This window comes from Effusibacillus pohliae DSM 22757 (assembly GCF_000376225.1).
GTDB classification, from domain to species: domain Bacteria; phylum Bacillota; class Bacilli; order Tumebacillales; family Effusibacillaceae; genus Effusibacillus; species Effusibacillus pohliae.
The window spans coordinates 58679-75467 of record NZ_AQXL01000132.1 but is presented as its reverse complement, the minus strand read 5'-3'; the positions used below and the strand labels follow the sequence as shown (position 1 = coordinate 75467).

13 protein-coding genes are annotated in these 16789 nt (G+C 56.9%); all 13 read left to right on the top strand.

Features of this window, described 5'->3' with window-relative positions; translation table 11 throughout:
- The first annotated feature begins 21 nt into the window (after positions 1 to 21).
- The 13 genes from prfA (at position 22) to C230_RS0115610 (ending at position 16744) form a co-directional block, all read left to right on the top strand.
- The gene (prfA, locus tag C230_RS0115670; RefSeq protein ID WP_018133001.1) at positions 22 to 1092 is read left to right on the top strand and encodes a peptide chain release factor 1; all 1071 of its coding nucleotides are present in this window, start codon (positions 22 to 24) and stop codon (positions 1090 to 1092) included.
- Positions 1085 to 2047, top strand: coding sequence for a peptide chain release factor N(5)-glutamine methyltransferase (prmC, locus tag C230_RS0115665; RefSeq protein ID WP_018133000.1), 963 nt, complete (start codon positions 1085 to 1087; stop codon positions 2045 to 2047). The genes prfA and prmC overlap by 8 nt, the downstream gene beginning before the upstream one ends.
- A 154-nt stretch (positions 2048 to 2201) precedes the next feature.
- Positions 2202 to 3521 (top strand): MFS transporter, encoded by a 1320-nt coding sequence (locus C230_RS0115660; protein WP_018132999.1) that lies wholly within the window; start codon positions 2202 to 2204, stop codon positions 3519 to 3521.
- A gap of 147 nt (positions 3522 to 3668) precedes the next feature.
- The gene (locus C230_RS0115655; RefSeq protein WP_018132998.1) at positions 3669 to 5030 is read left to right on the top strand and encodes an FAD-binding oxidoreductase; all 1362 of its coding nucleotides are present in this window, start codon (positions 3669 to 3671) and stop codon (positions 5028 to 5030) included.
- Between the two features lie 66 nt (positions 5031 to 5096).
- Entirely contained in the window at positions 5097 to 6473 is a 1377-nt protein-coding gene (locus C230_RS0115650; protein ID WP_018132997.1) for a sigma-54 interaction domain-containing protein, read from the top strand.
- 229 nt (positions 6474 to 6702) lie between these two features.
- Positions 6703 to 8085 carry a GntP family permease gene (locus C230_RS0115645; RefSeq protein ID WP_018132996.1) on the top strand — a complete coding sequence of 461 codons (1383 nt, stop codon included), beginning with the start codon at positions 6703 to 6705 and terminating at the stop codon, positions 8083 to 8085.
- A gap of 28 nt (positions 8086 to 8113) precedes the next feature.
- Entirely contained in the window at positions 8114 to 8926 is an 813-nt protein-coding gene (locus tag C230_RS23660) for a methyl-accepting chemotaxis protein (protein WP_018132995.1), read from the top strand.
- 25 nt (positions 8927 to 8951) lie between these two features.
- Positions 8952 to 9737 (top strand): 3-hydroxybutyrate dehydrogenase, encoded by a 786-nt coding sequence (locus tag C230_RS0115635; RefSeq protein ID WP_018132994.1) that lies wholly within the window; start codon positions 8952 to 8954, stop codon positions 9735 to 9737.
- 141 nt (positions 9738 to 9878) lie between these two features.
- A complete protein-coding gene (locus C230_RS0115630; RefSeq protein ID WP_018132993.1) occupies positions 9879 to 11255 on the top strand; it encodes a TIGR00366 family protein in 1377 nt (458 codons plus the stop codon).
- 55 nt (positions 11256 to 11310) lie between these two features.
- Positions 11311 to 13317 carry an AMP-binding protein gene (locus C230_RS0115625; RefSeq protein WP_018132992.1) on the top strand — a complete coding sequence of 669 codons (2007 nt, stop codon included), beginning with the start codon at positions 11311 to 11313 and terminating at the stop codon, positions 13315 to 13317.
- Between the two features lie 241 nt (positions 13318 to 13558).
- Positions 13559 to 14305, top strand: a complete 747-nt coding sequence (spoIIR, locus tag C230_RS20735; protein WP_018132991.1) for a stage II sporulation protein R — start codon at positions 13559 to 13561, stop codon at positions 14303 to 14305.
- 391 nt (positions 14306 to 14696) lie between these two features.
- The gene (locus C230_RS0115615; protein WP_018132990.1) at positions 14697 to 15353 is read left to right on the top strand and encodes an FMN-dependent NADH-azoreductase; all 657 of its coding nucleotides are present in this window, start codon (positions 14697 to 14699) and stop codon (positions 15351 to 15353) included.
- A gap of 314 nt (positions 15354 to 15667) precedes the next feature.
- Entirely contained in the window at positions 15668 to 16744 is a 1077-nt protein-coding gene (locus C230_RS0115610; RefSeq protein WP_018132989.1) for an L-threonylcarbamoyladenylate synthase, read from the top strand.
- The last annotated feature ends 45 nt before the right edge of the window (positions 16745 to 16789 follow it).

Here is a 16789-nt window from a genome sequence, read left to right as displayed (position 1 = left end):
ACTATGCAGGAAGTGAGAACGATGATCGAACGTTTGCAAGCGTTGGAAGACCGATACAACAAGCTGACCGAACTGCTGTGCGATCCGGACGTGATCGCCGATCCGGTGAAGCTTCGCCAATATTCGAAGGAACAGGCGGATCTGGAAGAAACGGTGCAGGTGTTCCGCGAATACAAGCGGACAGTGCAAGGGTTGGCCGATGCGAAGGCGATGCTGGCCGACAAACTGGACGACGAAATGCGTGAACTGGTCAAGCTGGAAATCGCCGAACTCAGCGAAAAAGAGGCGGCGCTGAAAGAGCAGCTGACCATTTTGCTGCTGCCGAAGGATCCGAACGATGACAAAAACGTGATCGTCGAGATCCGTGGTGCGGCTGGCGGCGACGAGGCGGCCCTGTTTGCCGGCGACCTGTACCGGATGTATACCCGTTATGCCGAACGGCAAGGATGGAAGACGGAAATCATCGAAGCGTCGTTGACCGAACTGGGCGGGTTTAAGGAAGTTATTTTTATGGTGAACGGCAAGGGCGCTTATTCAAAATTAAAATTCGAGTCGGGCGCCCACCGCGTGCAGCGCGTGCCGGCCACCGAATCGGGCGGACGCATTCACACGTCGACGGCGACGGTTGCCGTGCTGCCGGAAGCGGAAGAAGTGGAAGTGGAAATCAATGAGAAAGACCTGCGAATCGACACGTTCTGTTCGACAGGTCCCGGCGGACAGTCGGTCAACACCACCCAGTCGGCGATCCGCATCACCCACCTGCCGACCGGGCTTGTGGTGTCTTGCCAGGACGAAAAATCGCAGCTCAAGAACAAGGAAAAAGCGATGAAAGTCCTGCGCGCCCGCCTGTACGAATTGAAACAGCAGGAACAGCAAAAAGAGCTGGCTGATGCGCGGAAAAGCCAGGTGGGAACCGGTGACCGTTCGGAGCGGATCCGCACCTACAACTTCCCGCAAAGCCGCGTGACCGACCATCGCATCGGACTGACGCTGCACAAACTGGACGCTGTGCTGCAGGGCGACCTGGACGAGATCATCAACGCGCTGATTGCGGCCGATCGCACCGAGCAGTTGAAAGCGGCCAATGAATAATGAAGTGTGCAAAACGATTCGGGAAGCCCTGCAGCAGGCTTCCCTTCTGTTTACGGAGCGGGGGATTGCAAACCCGCGGCTGAATGCGGAAGTGTTGTTGCAGCATCTGTTCGGATGGTCGAAAGCGAAGCTGCTGGCGGAAGAGAGGGAACCGTTTCCGCCGGACAAATGGGAGTTGTTTCAAGCGTGGGTGGAGCGGCGCCTGAGCGGGGAGCCGCTGCAGTATATCGTCGGGGTGCAGGAATTTTACGGTCGGGATTTCCGTGTAACCCCCGCCGTATTGATTCCGCGGCCGGAGACGGAGATCCTGGTGGAGGAGATATTGAAGCGGCGCCTGTGGTGGAAGGAGCAGCGTCCGGTGGTGGACGGCGACCCGGGGCAGCAGTATGCGCAGGATCCGGCTGCAGAGGCTCGCCCGGTGGTGGCCGATATCGGAACCGGCTCCGGCGCGATTGCGGTGACGCTTGCGCTGGAATGGCCGGAAGCGGACGTTTTGGCAGCAGACATTTCACCTGACGCGATTCGGATGGCCCGGGAAAATGCGCAGCGGCTGGGAGCGCAAGTCCGATTTTTGCAGGGGGATCTGGTCGAACCTTTGTTGGAAACAGGAGTCCGGCTCGATGTTCTGGTATCCAATCCGCCCTATATTCCGTCGCGAGAGATTGCCGGGTTGGCGGTGGAAGTGCGGGAGCATGAACCGCGCCTGGCGCTGGACGGCGGCGAAGACGGACTGGAACCGTACCGCCGAATCACGCAAGCGTTGCCGAGTTTGATGCGCGAGCAGGGGCCCGCCCTGGTCGGATTCGAGGTGGGGATTCAGCAGGCGCGGCGCGTGGCAGAGATGATCGAACGTCATTGGCCGGGGGCCAAGACGGATGTTGTAAAAGACTTGCAAGGGATTGAACGCGTGGTGCTGGCGTGGAAAAATGAGAGTGGTCCTGCCTGCTTCCCATGACCTGTCGTTGATGGATGCAGGCATTGCGCTTTTACATGGAAAAATTTTTGCATGTTGACCAACGGTGGAGAATATAGTAAATTTACAGAATAATTGAACTATACATGGATTTGGACGAGCAGCAAGCAATCAAAACAAAAAAGGGGAGCGAAACATGGATGCGGTTGCTACATCGTTGGGAGAGAGAACCATCAGGAAAGTCACCTACCGGATCATCCCGTACATTTTTCTGCTGTACATCGTGGCGTTTTTGGACAGGGTCAATTTGGGGTACGCCGCTTTGGACATGAACAAGGCGCTCGGTTTGTCTGCCGAAACGTTCGGTTTGGTCTCCGGAATCTTCTTTTTCGGGTATTTTATCTTTGAAGTGCCGAGCAATCTTTTGCTGCATCGGATCGGGGCGCGGGTGTGGATCGCGCGGATTCTGATCAGTTGGGGAATCGTCGTGATTGTCACGGCATGGGCGCAAAACGCCACCCATCTGTACATTTTGCGGTTTTTGCTCGGCGTTGCGGAGGCCGGATTTTTCCCTGGCATCATCCTGTACATCACATACTGGTTCCGGGCGAAAGAACAGGCGCGGGCGTTTGCCCTGTTTATGACCGCGCTCGCCGTTTCCAACATCGTTGGCGCACCCGTTTCCACCTGGATTATGGACCACATCGATTGGTTCGGCATGCCGGGCTGGCGCTGGATGTTTGTTTTGGAAGGATTGCCTGCCGTCCTGATGGGGGTCATTACCTATTATTATCTGACGGACCGACCGGATGACGCCGACTGGCTGACACAGGAAGAGAAAAATTGGCTGAAAGCTGAGCTGCAAAGGGAACAGGCGGCGAAGCTGAAAGTGAAACGGTACACCACCCTCGAGGTAATGAAAAATGGCAGAGTGTGGCACCTGTCGCTGATTTACTTCACACTGGTGTTGGGGCTGTATGGGATCGGCTTCTGGATGCCGACCATCATCAAGGCATTCTCCAAGTTGTTAACCAACACGCAAGTGGGTCTGATCACGATGATTCCGTATATTGTGGGCGGGATTGCGATGATCCTGTGGGCCCGCCGTTCGGACCGCACGGGAGAGCGGCGCATTCATGCGGCCATTCCGCCGGTGGTGGGCGCGTTGGGATTGATTGGCGCCGGCATGACGTCCAATCCGTATGTTTCGATCCTCATGATGGCGATCGCTACGGCTGGCATTTACAGCTTTTTCGGGCCGTTCTGGTCGCTCCCGGCACTGTTTTTCAGCGAATCGGCGGCGGCCGTCGGCATTGCGGTGATCAACTCGATTGGCAACCTAGGCGGATTTGTCGGACCGTATATGTTGGGGATGCTGAAAAACGCCACCGGTTCGGTCACCGCCGGACTGTTTTTCCTCAGCGCCTCCTTGTTGGTGACGAGCATTTTGGTTTTGGCGATCCGCAAGGAGCATGCACGCAAGCTGTCTGACGAGTCTGCTGAAGCAAGTATGTGAGGAACCCGCATGGTACATGACGGGCGCAAGACAACAGTATTTTTTCAAGGCTGCCGATAGAAGAAAGGGAAGAAACAAAAATCAGGTGGCCGTCTGGAATGGTTCCGGACGACCACCCTTTTCTATGACGACCAGGGGGGAGAAAAATTGAATCTGCTATACGAGTTGCGAAACATCCTGCCCGCCGACCAGGTGACGGTGAATCCCGCGGTGTTGCAACAGCATAGCTGCGATGAGTCGTATCATACGCCGCATCTGCCGGATGTAGTCGTATTTCCCAAAACAAAAGAAGCTGTAAGTGATGTGCTGCGGTTCGCCAACGAGCACCGAATCCCGGTTGTACCGTTCGGGCTGGGCACCAGCCTGGAGGGACATGTGATTCCCTATCGGGGAGGGATTTCGCTCGATTTTCAGTTGATGAACCGGATTGTCGAGGTTCGGCCGCACGATTTGCTGGTTCGCGTGCAGCCCGGCGTCACCCGCACACAACTGAATAAGGAGTTGAAAAAATACGGCCTGTTCTTCTCGGTCGACCCGGGAGCCGATGCGACGCTTGGAGGCATGGCGGCCACCAACGCCAGCGGTACGACGGCGGTTCGCTATGGAGTGATGCGGGATCAGGTGAGAGATCTTGAAGTGGTGCTGGCGGACGGGAGAATCATCCGTACCGGGGGGCTCTCGGCCAAATCGTCTTCCGGCTATCATTTGACCGGTTTGTTTGTTGGATCGGAAGGAACGTTGGGGGTGTTCACCGAGCTAACGCTGCGGGTCTACGGGATTCCGGAAGCGATCATGGCGGCGCGGGCCGCTTTTCCGACGGTGAAAAATGCGGTTGATGCGGCCGTTTCGATCATCTCGGCCGGTATCCCGGTGGCGCGAATCGAATTGGTGGACGCCCGCTCCATCAGGCAAGTTAACCGCCACAGCAAAACCGACTACGCGGAAGCGCCCACCCTGTTTCTGGAGTTCCATGGGAACGAGGCAGGGCTGCAAAAGGATGTCGAAGCGGCGAGAGAGCTGGCAATTGATGAAGGGTGCAGCGGGTTCGAGTTTGAAACGGATTCCAAAGCCAGAGCGCAATTGTGGGAAGCGCGTCACACCTTGGCGTACGCGTTTATCCACGGGTTTCCTGGAAAGAAAATGATGGTTACTGACGTGTGCGTGCCCTTGACCGAACTGACCGGGGCTGTCGAGCATGCCCGCCGGATTTTGGACGAGTCGGGTATCGCCGGGGGTGTGTTGGGCCACATCGGAGATGGGAATTATCACGTGCTTCTGATGATCGATCCGAATGACCCGGAGGATCTGAAGCGGGCGGAAGCGATCAACGAAAGCATCGTCGAGTACGCGCTCAGCCGTGGCGGAACATGCACGGGCGAGCACGGTGTAGGCGTCGGTAAAGTCAAATACCAGCGGCGGGAACATGGAGATGCGTTGGACGTGATGGCAGCCGTCAAGCAGGTACTCGATCCGCATGGCATATTGAATCCGGGGAAAATTTTCGGGTAGGTTGGTGGTAAAATTGCATCAGGCAGCCGGGGTTGAAGGGGCGCTGCATCTGTGGGGGAGGAGCACATGATCGATCGGAAACTGCAAACAGATCCAAAACTGCTGGAAGCTGTCCTGGAGAATGCGCACGAAGCGATTGTGGTGACCGATCCGGACGGGTATATCTTGCTGATGAACCGAACCTACCGCGAGTTTCTCGGCGTGCAGGATGTGATCGGCCGCCACGTGACGGAAGTGATCGAAAACACCCGGATGCACATCGTTGCCCGCACGGGGAAGCCGGAAGTGGCGCAGATTCAGCGGATTCAGGGGCAAGACATGATCGCCAGCCGGATTCCGATTTTTGAAAATGGGAAACTGGTGGCCGTGCTGGGGACGGTGATGTTCCGCGATGTGCGGGAACTGCGGGCGCTGGCCGCAACGGTTGACCAGTTGAAGCAGGAACTGGCCTATTATAAACGGGAGCTTCGCCGGAAGTTGGGGGCCGCCTACCGGTTCGAGCAGATCGCCGGTGTCAGCCCGAAGATGCAGGAGGTCAAAAAGCTGGCGGAAAAAGTGGCGAAAAGCGACACCACCGTGCTGATCACCGGCGAAAGCGGCACTGGCAAAGAACTGTTTGCACATGCGATCCATGCGGCCAGCCGCCGGGAAATGGGACCGTTTATCCGCGTGAACTGCGCGGCGATTCCCGATACGCTGCTCGAATCGGAACTGTTCGGATACGAAGAGGGAGCTTTTACGGGGGCGCTGCGCAGGGGGAAAAAAGGAAAATTCGAGCTGGCGGATCACGGCACGATTTTGCTGGATGAGATCGGCGATATGCCGCTGCCGCTGCAGGCGAAACTGCTGCGGGTGCTGCAGGAAAAAGAGGTGGAGCGGGTCGGCGGCACGCGTCCGGTCTCGGTCGATGTGCGGGTGATCGCGTCAACCAACCGGGATTTGCAAAAACGGATGCGGGAGGGGAAATTCCGGGAGGATCTGTACTATCGGCTGAACGTGGTCAGCCTGACGATTCCGCCGCTCAGGGAGCGACTGGAAGATCTGCCGGTGCTGGTGGCCGATTTGCTGGAACAGTTGATGGAATCGACCGGCATCGTGGTCAAAGAGATTGAGGAGGACGTGTGGGACGCGCTGCGCGGCTATTCCTGGCCGGGCAATGTGCGGGAATTGCGCAACGTGCTGGAGCGGGCTCTGCATGTGATGGACGGTGACTGCCTGAAAGCCAAACATTTGCTGATCCCGATTGCCGACAGCCGTTTGGCGGCAACCGGCATCCCGACGTTAAAAGAAAGTGTGGAACGGGCCGAGCGGGAAGCGATCGAACGGGCGCTGGCGGCCGCCGGCGGCAACAAATTGCAGGCAGCGAAACTGCTCGGCATCAGCAAATCGGGTTTGTATCAAAAACTGGATAAATACGGCTTTCTGTCAGACGAAACGAATTGAGTCGGTAACGATGTGTCCAGAAACTTGGAAGAGTGTCCAAATTTCTGGACTTTTTTGTTTCCTGCCGATTTTGACAGATTTGTGACAATCGGTTCCTGTTCGTCATTCCAGAATTTTGGACAGTTTTCGACAGCAAACGGCGTAAAGGCCGCAGCGGACGGTTGGCATCAATCTTGCATATTTTCTGAACACAGGCAAACAAAAAATCAAACAGAAAGGATGGGGGCAAATGGCGATTGAGATTTTGGCGATCCTCGTTTCGCTGGGATTGCTGATGTTTGTGGCGTACCGGGGATTTCCGGTGATCCTGTTCGCGCCGATTTTTACTTTGTTGGCCGTGATTTTGTCCGGCCTGCCGCTGCTGCCGAGCTATACGGAAACGTTCATGACGAACGCGGCGAACTATGTCAAATCGTTTTTTCCCGTATTTCTGCTCGGAGCTGTCTTTGGAAAAGTGATGGAGATGACAGGCGCCGCCGCTTCCATCGCCCAGTCGATCGTACGGGCGCTCGGTTCAAAACGGGCGATTTTGGCGGTCGTGCTCGCCTGTGCGATTCTCACCTACGGCGGCGTCTCCCTGTTCGTTGTGGCATTCGCTGTGTATCCGTTTGCGGCGGCCATTTTCCGGGAAGCGAATGTCCCGAAACGGCTGATTCCGGGGACGATCGCGCTTGGCGCGTTTACGTTTTCGATGGATGCGCTGCCCGGATCGCCGCAGATTCAAAATATCATCCCGACGCAATATTTCGGGACGGACGCGTACGCCGCTCCGGTGGTCGGGATCATCGGCGGGATCATGGTGTTTCTCGGCGGCATGTTCTGGCTGGAGCGCCGCCGCAGACAGGCGGAAGCGGCCGGTGAAGGGTACGGCGAAGGCCATATCAACGAACCGGAAATCAACCGGGAGCAGCGGTATCCGAACATCTGGCTGGCCGTGTTGCCGCTGGTATTGGTGTTGGTATCCAACTACCTGTTGAGCAGAGGGTTTCTCAACGTCGCGGCATGGTACGATCCGGAAATGCTGAAGAAGAATTTCAACATTGCCAACGTGAAAAATGTGGCTTCCACTTGGGCGCTGGTCATCGCCCTGACGATCGGGATTTTGTCGGCATTGCTGATCAATTTCAAGCCTGTGCAAACGAAGTTGGCTTCCGGCTTGACGGCCGCCGCGATGGGGGCGCTGCTGGCGATTTTCAACACGGCGTCCGAGGTCGGATTCGGAAACGTGGTGAAAACGCTTCCCGGTTTCAAGGCGATTCAAGGCTGGATTCTCGGAGCAAGCAATCACCCGTTGGTGTCGGAAGCGTTGGCGGTGAACGTGCTGGCAGGGATAACGGGATCGGCGTCGGGCGGTATGTCGATCGCGCTGGAAGTGATGGGCAAACAATATTTGCAACTGGCGCAGGCGGCCGGCATCAGCCCGGAGCTGCTGCACCGGATCGCGGCGATGGCATCCGGCGGCATGGACACACTGCCGCATAACGGGGCAGTGATTACGCTGCTGGCGATCACCGGGCTGACGCACCGGCAATCGTATAAGGATATTTTTGCCATCACGGTCTTGAAAACGCTTACTGTGTTCATTCTGGCGTTTGCCGTGTCGCTTTTCTAATGTTTCGGGAAAAATAGGGGGCGAGGCTGTGACGGGGCTCGGCTCGTTGATTGAACATGTGGGCATTTTCAAGCAATTGCTCGACTTGCACACCAGCTCGGTGCTCTGCGTATCCGATCTTGCAACCTACTTGTACGTCGAGTGGAGTCCCGATTTTGACCTTGGTGTGCGGCCGGGCGATCAGGTAAAATCGGGCTCGGTGCTTGCCGATGCGATGGCGTGCGGAAAGCCGGTCAGGCGTACAATGGACAAATCGCTGTACGGGGTTCCCTACATCGCGATGGCGGTGCCGATTTTTGCGGAGGGGCGGGTATGCGGCGGGATCGTTTGCTGTATATCGACCGAGCAGCAGGAAAAGATTTCCTCATCGGCGGAAGAATTGTCGGCGATGACGGAGGAGCTGTCCGCGACCGCCGAAACGTTCGCCCGCAATGCGGAATCTCTTGCCGGTGCGAACATGGGAATCGTGGCGCTTGCGAAAACACTGGATGAGCAAATGCATGCGATCGAGCATGTCAATCAAGTGATCGCGCAACTCGCGAGACAGACCAATCTGCTGGGGCTCAACGCTTCGATCGAAGCAGCCCACGCAGGCCAATACGGGCGGGGTTTTTCGGTGGTGGCGAACGAAGTCCGGCGGCTGGCCAACCAGTCGCAAACCTCGGCCAGCGAAGTCAGGGAAAATGTTGCGTCTGTGCTGGAAAGCGCGAAAAACCTGCTGGCACAGGCGGAAGCGATCGCGTCTGCGGCCCAGGAACAGGCGGCGGGCGCCCAGGAACTTGCGGCAGTGGTCCAGCAAATCAACCGGTTGACCGGAATATTGAGCGACTTAGCGAGATAGGATGCAGCACAACGGAGGGATCCAGATGGAACAACTGTTAGCCGGCAAGGTGGCGCTGGTGACCGGAGCGGCCAGCGGCATCGGTCTTGCGATCGCCCGCGCGTTTGCGGAAGCGGGGGCACAAGTGGCGATTTCCGACCTGCGGGAGAAGGCTGCGCAAGCAGCCGCCAAACAATTGCAGGAGGACGGGTATACAGCGTCCGGCATCGTGTGCGATGTGACCAGTGAGCCGCAGTTCCGGGCGGCGATTGACACTGCGGTGCAATCATTCGGCCGCCTGGACATTCTGGTGAACAATGCCGGCTTGCAGCATGTGGCGCCGATTGAAGAGTTTCCAACCGAAAAATTCGAACAGCTCGTCAAGGTGATGCTGACCGCGCCGTTTATCGGAATCAAGCATGCGTTTCCGATCATGAAGCGGCAACGTTTTGGCCGCGTGATCAACATTGCCTCGATCAACGGGCTGATCGGATTTGCCGGAAAAGCGGCCTACAACAGTGCCAAGCACGGGGTCATCGGATTGACAAAAGTCGCCGCCTTGGAAGGGGCGGCGCACGGCATCACTGTCAATGCGTTGTGTCCCGGCTATGTGGATACGCCGCTTGTCCGCAACCAGCTGGAAGATTTGGCGAAGACGCGCAACGTTCCTTTGGAACGGGTGCTGGAGGAAGTGATCTACCCGCTGGTGCCGCAAAGGCGTCTGCTGTCCGTACAGGAAATCGCCGATTACGCGGTGTTTCTGGCCAGCGACAAAGCAGCCGGCATTACGGGAGTGCCCGTTGTGATCGACGGGGGCTATACGGCGCAATAGCCCCCGTTCAAGCTGTACAACAATGGGGGCAGGAGTGGCGTAAAATGTTTTGGAACCGGACCGGCAAGAAGGAAATACGCTCGTTGAAGTCGTACTAGTTTTGTAGGCTGCAGAATGTATTCACTGTCGGGAGGGGAGCCGATGTTTGCAAAATTAACGAATTTTTTTGTACGTTATATACAGAGGTATATGCCTGACCCGTATCTGTTTGCGATATTGCTGACGCTGCTGGTCGTAGCGCTCGATTTCTGGCTGGTGCCGCAAACCACCCTGAGCGGTGTCATCAACGCTTGGTATCAAGGGGTTTGGGGATCGCAGAACATCTTTACGTTCGCTTTGCAGATGACGCTGATCCTGGTGTGCGGCACCACTTTGGCGCAAGCGCCGCTGATCCAAAAAGGGTTGGAGCGGCTGGCGGCGATCCCGCAAAATCAGGTGCAGGCGGCTGTCATGTGTTTTTTGGCGGGGGCGATCGGCTCGCTCCTCAACTGGGGTTTGGGGCTTGTGATCGGCACGATTTTGGCGAAAGAGATCGCGAAGCGGCTGGAGCAGATGGATTTCGGGTATGTGGTGGCGGCCGCATATATGGGCTTTATCACTTGGACATCCGGTTTTTCCAGTTCGATCGTGCTGGCCAATGCCGATCCGACGAGCTCGCTGAACATCATTTACAAACTGACCAAACAAACCGTCGGTATTGAAAATGACATTCTGACGGCGTACAACATCGTACCGGTGGTTGTGACGCTGGTCCTCTTTCCGTTCATGCTGAAATGGATCGCACCGCGCGATATCAAACCGATCAATCGCAGCGCTTTGTTCAACGCGGAAACTGCGGTCACCGCTGAACCGGTGGCGCAACCGGCGCAGCCGAAGACGTTTGCGAGCGTTCTGGAAAATGCGTGGATTTTAAACCTGATCCTGGTCGTTGCCGGGTTCTACGAGTTTTTCGGCCCGCTGCACGGAGCTGTTACGATCAACACGATGATCCTGTTGTTCACTTTGCTGGGGCTTCTTTTGCACTGGACGCCGATTCGCTACGTGCGGGCGTTCTGTGAATCGGCGAAGGCGTCCGGTTCGTTGCTGCTGCAATACCCGTTGTACGGGGGGATTATGGCGCTGATGGCGTATCAACCGGCCAAAGGGATCGATCCTTTGCAAACAGTGCTGGCCAGCGAGCTGGTGAAAGCTGCCACTGTTCATACTCTGCCGTTTTTGAACTATATCGGGTCCTGCATCATCACGATGTTCGTTCCGTCAGGGGGCGGCCACTGGGCTGTCCAGGGACCTGTCTCGATTCAGGCGGCGTTGGCGCTCGGTCAAACGTCACCGGCGTATCTCGGCAAGATTTCGATGTCCGTCGCGTTTGGTGAAGGCGTTTTCAATATGATCCAACCGTTCTGGGCACTGCCGATCCTGGCGCTGGCCGGGCTGACGATTCGCGATATTATGGGCTATTGCGTGATGGCGTTGCTGTTTGGATTCACGATCTTCGGGGCGGCGCTGCTGATTTTCTAACTGCTGCAGCAGACCACCTGCGCCAAGCTTGAAACTGAAACAGGGAGAGGAAAAGATGAGCAGCAAAGCGGTATGGTTTCCCACACAATCACTGATCGAATCGACTCGCCTCTATCAATGGATGCAGCAATTGGGGTTCCAGCAGTATGACGATTTTTTGCAGGCGGCGGTGAACGATGTCGGCTGGTTCTGGCAAGAGGCGGAAAAAGCGCTCGGCATCGAGTGGTTCCATCCGTACGATAAAGCGCTTGATCTGTCGAAAGGCATCAAGTGGCCTGACTGGTACGTCGACGGCCGGTTGAATGTGGTGCACAACGCGGTCGACAAATGGGCGAACAATCCGGCCACCGCACATCGGACAGCACTTGTCTGGGAAGGCGATGACGGGGCGGTCAAGCGATACACGTTCGCCGAACTGAGCGGCTGGGTCGCTCGCGTGGCGGAGGGGCTGCGCAAGCAGGGGATCGAAAAAGGGGACCGCGTGTCGATCTACATGCCGATGCTTCCTGAGACGGTCGTCGCCATGCTGGCGGTTGCAAAAATCGGCGCGATGTTCTCACCGGCGTTCTCCGGCTACGGAGCGGATGCGGTCGCCAAGCGGATGGAAGCGTCGACAGCGAAGATGCTGATTACGGCGGACGGCTTCTTGCGGCGCGGCAAAGCGGTGGCCATGAAAGAGGAAGCCGATCGGGCGGTGGCGATGGCTCCTTCCGTGGAAAAAGTCGTGGTGGTCCGCCGACTCGGCCGCGAAATCCCGTGGACGGAAGGTCGGGATGTGGACTGGAAGGAGTTGGAGGCTGGCGTTACCCGTTCCGGGTTGCAGGCGGGAGATGCTGGACGAGCCGGATCGGAAACGGCCGGTACCGGTCTCCCGTGTGAAGTGATGAACAGTTCCGATCCGCTCATGTTGCTCTACACGTCGGGCACCACCGGCCGGCCGAAAGGCGCGGTGCACACGCATGCGGGATTTCCGCTGAAAGCGGCGTTTGACGCCGGATTTGGAATGGATCTGAAACAGGGTGAAACCCTGTTTTGGGTGACCGACATGGGCTGGATGATGGGGCCGTTTTTGGTGTTCGGCGCTTTGTTGAACGGCGCGACCGCCGTGCTGTTTGAGGGCTCGCCCGATTATCCGGAACCGGACCGCCTGTGGAAGCTGGTGGCCGACCACCAGGTGACCCATCTCGGAATTTCGCCGACACTGATCCGGTCGCTGATGAAGCACGGCGAGTCCTGGGTGAGAAAGCATGACATCGGCTGCCTGCGGGCGATCGGCTCGACCGGGGAACCGTGGAATCCGGAGCCGTGGATGTGGCTGTTTGAAAAAGCGGGCAACCGCAAGATTCCGATCATCAACTATTCCGGCGGCACGGAAATCTCCGGCGGCATCCTGGGCAATGTGCTGCTCAGGCCGATTTCTCCGATCACGTTCAATTCGCCGCTACCCGGCATGGATGTGGATGTGTATGACGAGAACGGACAACCGGTTCGCAATGCGGTCGGCGAACTGGTGATCAAACAGCCGTGGGTCGGTATGACCAACGGGTTTTGGCAGGATCCGGAGCGGTATGAGAAAACGTATTGGAGCCGCTGGCCCGATACATGGGTGCACGGTGACTGGGTGATTCTCGACGATGAAGGTTTTTGGACGATTACCGGCCGCTCCGACGATACGTTGAATGTGGCCGGCAAACGGCTCGGGCCGGCCGAGATGGAATCTGTGCTGGTCGGTCATGAAGCGGTTTTGGAAGCGGGCACGATTGGCGTTCCCGACGAGATCAAAGGGGAAGCCGCCGTCTGTTTCGTGGTGCTGAAACCGGGCTATCAACCATCGCCTGCACTGCAGGCCGAACTGGTCGATCTCGTAGGCGAAAAAATGGGCAAAGCGCTACGTCCGAAAACGATTCACTTTGTGAAAGAGCTGCCGAAAACCCGTAACGGCAAAATCCTCCGCCGGGCGATGCGCGCCGCTTATCTGGACAAGGAGGCCGGCGACCTGTCCTCGCTGGAAAACCCGGAAGCGGTCGAGGCGATCCGTACGGTCCGCCCGCAAACTTCATAAGCATCCAGCGGATTCCCGCTCAACCCCCGATCCAGGTGGATCGGGGGTTTTTTCTAGCAACAAATTGCGAGAAAAGTATAAACCCCTTTTTGGCTGACCATACTGAGGCTATCAGGAAAACTTACAGGGCAGAGTGGTACTGGCAAGGCTGAAGCGTTTGCGGGCGTCACAAAGGTTTCGGAATGGGCTGCAGGGCTTCATGTCACTTTGGTGGAGATGCAAAAAAGGGGAGGACGGAACGATGCGGGTGCGACTGGTGGCAGGTATGGCAGGTATGATCTTTGCCGGGGGGTTGCTGAACGGCTGGCAGGCTGCTTCGCCAGCGAAAATCGCTGAAGCGGCGCAGCCGATACAGGCATACGCTGGCGCAAAAGCGGCTGTTCAGGGAGCGGAGAACAGGCTGGCCGCAGCGGACAGAGCAACGGGGGAGATTCCGGCGGATGCTGTTCGGCTGCGGATCATCGCCAACTCCGATTCGCCGGAGGACCAGGCGCTCAAGCGTCGGATTCGAGACCGGATTATCGATGAAGTCGGCAAGCGGCTGCGCGGAGTGGCCAGCCACGACAAGGCCCGTCAGGTGATTCAGGCGGAGGTGCCGCAATTGAATGCGATCGCGGCAGACGTGGTCAAACAAGCGGGCGCTTCCTATCCCGTACGGACCGATTATGGGATGGTGCCGTTTCCGACCAAAATCTACGGAAACAAAGTCTATCCGGCCGGCGAATATGAAGCGCTGCGGATCGTGATCGGGGCAGGAAAAGGCCAGAATTGGTGGTGCGTGCTGTTCCCGCCCCTCTGCTTTGTCGACCTGGCGAACGGCGATGCGGTGCAAGCGAAAGACATGGATACGAAGCCGCTGGCTACCGTGCAGGTGCCGGCGGGTGACCGCAATGCGGCCCAGGCGGTGCAAGTTCGGCTCGGGATTCTTGATCTGCTCACTTCGCTTGTCATAAAGATCGGGGAGATTGTCAAATCGATTTTTGCTTAAACCCCCATGCCCCTGGCGGGGCACAATATGACCAATGAAAATCGCTGGATGTGCTATTTTCTCATCAAAAGGGTTTCTCCACATCACCCCCGTTGATCTCCACACACAAGGCTCCGTTCGCAGACAAGGTGACACGGTTCTGCCACCGTTCCTCGTTCCACCACGCTTTGGATGGAAAATGCGGTGGAAAACGGATGAGGAGGCATTGGATTCGAAACCGATGCAAACACTACAGACGTGGGGCAGGTAGCGGCGGTTTTAATTACCTATAGAAAGATACTTGACTAATGTTCGTATAATTAGATAATATACATACATAAAGTTAGTTGGTGTAAAAACTACACCTTAGCTGGAGAAACAGTCATCACACGAGGAAAGGAACGAACGGAACATGGCAAAAGTGTTGTACATCACGGCAAATCCGAAAGCTGCCGCCGAATCTTACAGTATGTCTGTCGGCCAGGCGTTTCTGGAGGTGTACCGGCAAGCGAATCCGGCCGATGAAATTGTCGAACTGGATTTGTACAAAATGGACATTCCCCATATCGATGCAGATGTCTTTAACGGTTGGGGCAAACTGCAGCAAGGAACCGCTTTTGATCAGCTGAGCCCGGAAGAACAAGGCAAAATCGGGCGCATCAACGAACTGACCGACCAGTTTGTAGCAGCCGACAAATACGTGTTTGTCACTCCGATGTGGAATTTCAGCGTACCGCCGAAAATGAAAGCTTATATCGACACGATTTGCATTGCCGGCAAGACGTTCAAATACACGGAGCAAGGTCCCGTCGGGTTGCTGAAGGGTAAAGAAGCGGTGCACATTCAAGCACGCGGCGGAATTTATTCAGACGGTCCGGCGAAGGAGTTTGAATTCGGCGACCGGTACATCCGGACAGTATTAACCTTCCTCGGAGTGTCGTCGATTGAATCGATTATCGTCGAAGGAATGGCCCAGCATCCGGAACAAGCGGAACAAATCAAAGCGAAAGCGATTGACCGCGCACGCGAAGTAGCGAAAAAATTTGCTCGAGCTGGGGTGACGGTGTAAACCGTCGGTACTGGTTCGATCCTCCCTATTACTCACAGAATCCCCAGCGCTGTTTATCCACATGGGATTCACGCCACTGACTGCCGAGGAGATGCCGTCCGAGCTGTTGTCTTCCAAGCATTTTCAGCAAAATCGGGAGAAGGCAGTACCGATACGGAAAATCCTGCATCAACAAGTTATCCACATGTTTGTGTGGATAATGTGCACAAGTAGAACAATCGTTCCGTAACCGGAGTCCTAGGCTGGATTTCCACGTTGCAATCTGTATAATAGGCGTGTAATCATAATCAGAATCGGACAAGGTGGGACTTGCGATGGGCACGGCACGGCTGGGAACAACCCGGCAAGACATCGAACGGGCAGCCGAATTGCTTCGGCAGGGCGAATTGGTGGCGTTTCCGACAGAAACGGTGTATGGTCTCGGCGCCCATGCGATGGATGCGGCGGCTGTGGATAAAATTTTTCAGGCGAAAGGACGCCCGGCGGACAATCCGTTGATTGTCCACATTGCCCACAGGGTACAACTGGCGGATCTGGCAGACAACCTGCCGCCGGTGGCGGAAAAGCTGATCGAATCGTTCTGGCCCGGTCCGTTGACGCTGGTGCTTCCGCGGCAGCCCGGTGTGCCTGACCGGGTGACGGCAGGGTTATCGACAGTCGCTGTTCGGATGCCAAACCACCCTGTTGCGCTGTCGCTTTTGCAAACAGCCGGTGTGCCGGTGGCGGCACCGAGCGCCAATCGCTCCGGTCGGCCCAGTCCGACGGCCGCGGTTCACGTCTTGGAAGATTTGGACGGAAAAATCACTGCGGTGGTGGACGGGGGAACGACAGGCGTGGGAGTCGAATCGACCGTACTGGATGTAACGGTCGATCCGCCGATGATTCTCCGGCCCGGCGGCGTGACAAAGGAAATGCTTCGACAAGTGATCGGCCCTCTGCAGGAAGATCTATCTTTGAAACGAAACTCTGGCGAAGAAATGGACCCGGCGCTTGCCCCCGCCGCCAACGGGCGAATTGCGACCGCTCCGCGCTCTCCCGGAATGAAATATACGCACTACGCTCCGCGGGGGGAAATGTGGATTGTGGAAGGGCCTGTGGATAAACAGGTCGAGTTGATCCAAACGCTTGTGGATAAGTCGACAGCGGAAGGAACCAGGACGGGTGTGTTGACGACAGACGAACACCAAGCGGCATACCGGGCGGACGCGGTGCTCTCCTGCGGGAAGCGGGAAGCGCTGGAAACGGTCGCTGCCGGCTTGTATGGTGTGCTCCGCCGGTTTGATGAACTGGGAGTGGAACGGATTTATGCGGAGAGTTTCCCGGAAGCAGGAATCGGCGCCGCCATCATGAACCGCCTGCGGAAAGCGGCCGGATACCGCGTCATCCGGTGACCGCTTGCGGGCCATTGTGGAATGTCGCGTTCTGATCAGGTCAGC

Excerpts from the sequence above, each read along its gene's own strand:
- spoIIR (WP_018132991.1), top strand. The coding sequence starts at position 13,559 with ATGCGGGTGCGACTGGTGGCAGGTATGGCAGGTATGATCTTTGCCGGG.
- C230_RS0115625 (WP_018132992.1), top strand. The coding sequence starts at position 11,311 with ATGAGCAGCAAAGCGGTATGGTTTCCCACACAATCACTGATCGAATCG.
- prfA (WP_018133001.1), top strand. The coding sequence starts at position 22 with ATGATCGAACGTTTGCAAGCGTTGGAAGACCGATACAACAAGCTGACC.
- prmC (WP_018133000.1), top strand. The coding sequence starts at position 1,085 with ATGAATAATGAAGTGTGCAAAACGATTCGGGAAGCCCTGCAGCAGGCT.
- C230_RS0115645 (WP_018132996.1), top strand. The coding sequence starts at position 6,703 with ATGGCGATTGAGATTTTGGCGATCCTCGTTTCGCTGGGATTGCTGATG.
- C230_RS0115660 (WP_018132999.1), top strand. The coding sequence starts at position 2,202 with ATGGATGCGGTTGCTACATCGTTGGGAGAGAGAACCATCAGGAAAGTC.
- C230_RS0115615 (WP_018132990.1), top strand. The coding sequence starts at position 14,697 with ATGGCAAAAGTGTTGTACATCACGGCAAATCCGAAAGCTGCCGCCGAA.
- C230_RS0115630 (WP_018132993.1), top strand. The coding sequence starts at position 9,879 with ATGTTTGCAAAATTAACGAATTTTTTTGTACGTTATATACAGAGGTAT.
- C230_RS0115610 (WP_018132989.1), top strand. The coding sequence starts at position 15,668 with ATGGGCACGGCACGGCTGGGAACAACCCGGCAAGACATCGAACGGGCA.
- C230_RS0115635 (WP_018132994.1), top strand. The coding sequence starts at position 8,952 with ATGGAACAACTGTTAGCCGGCAAGGTGGCGCTGGTGACCGGAGCGGCC.
- C230_RS0115650 (WP_018132997.1), top strand. The coding sequence starts at position 5,097 with ATGATCGATCGGAAACTGCAAACAGATCCAAAACTGCTGGAAGCTGTC.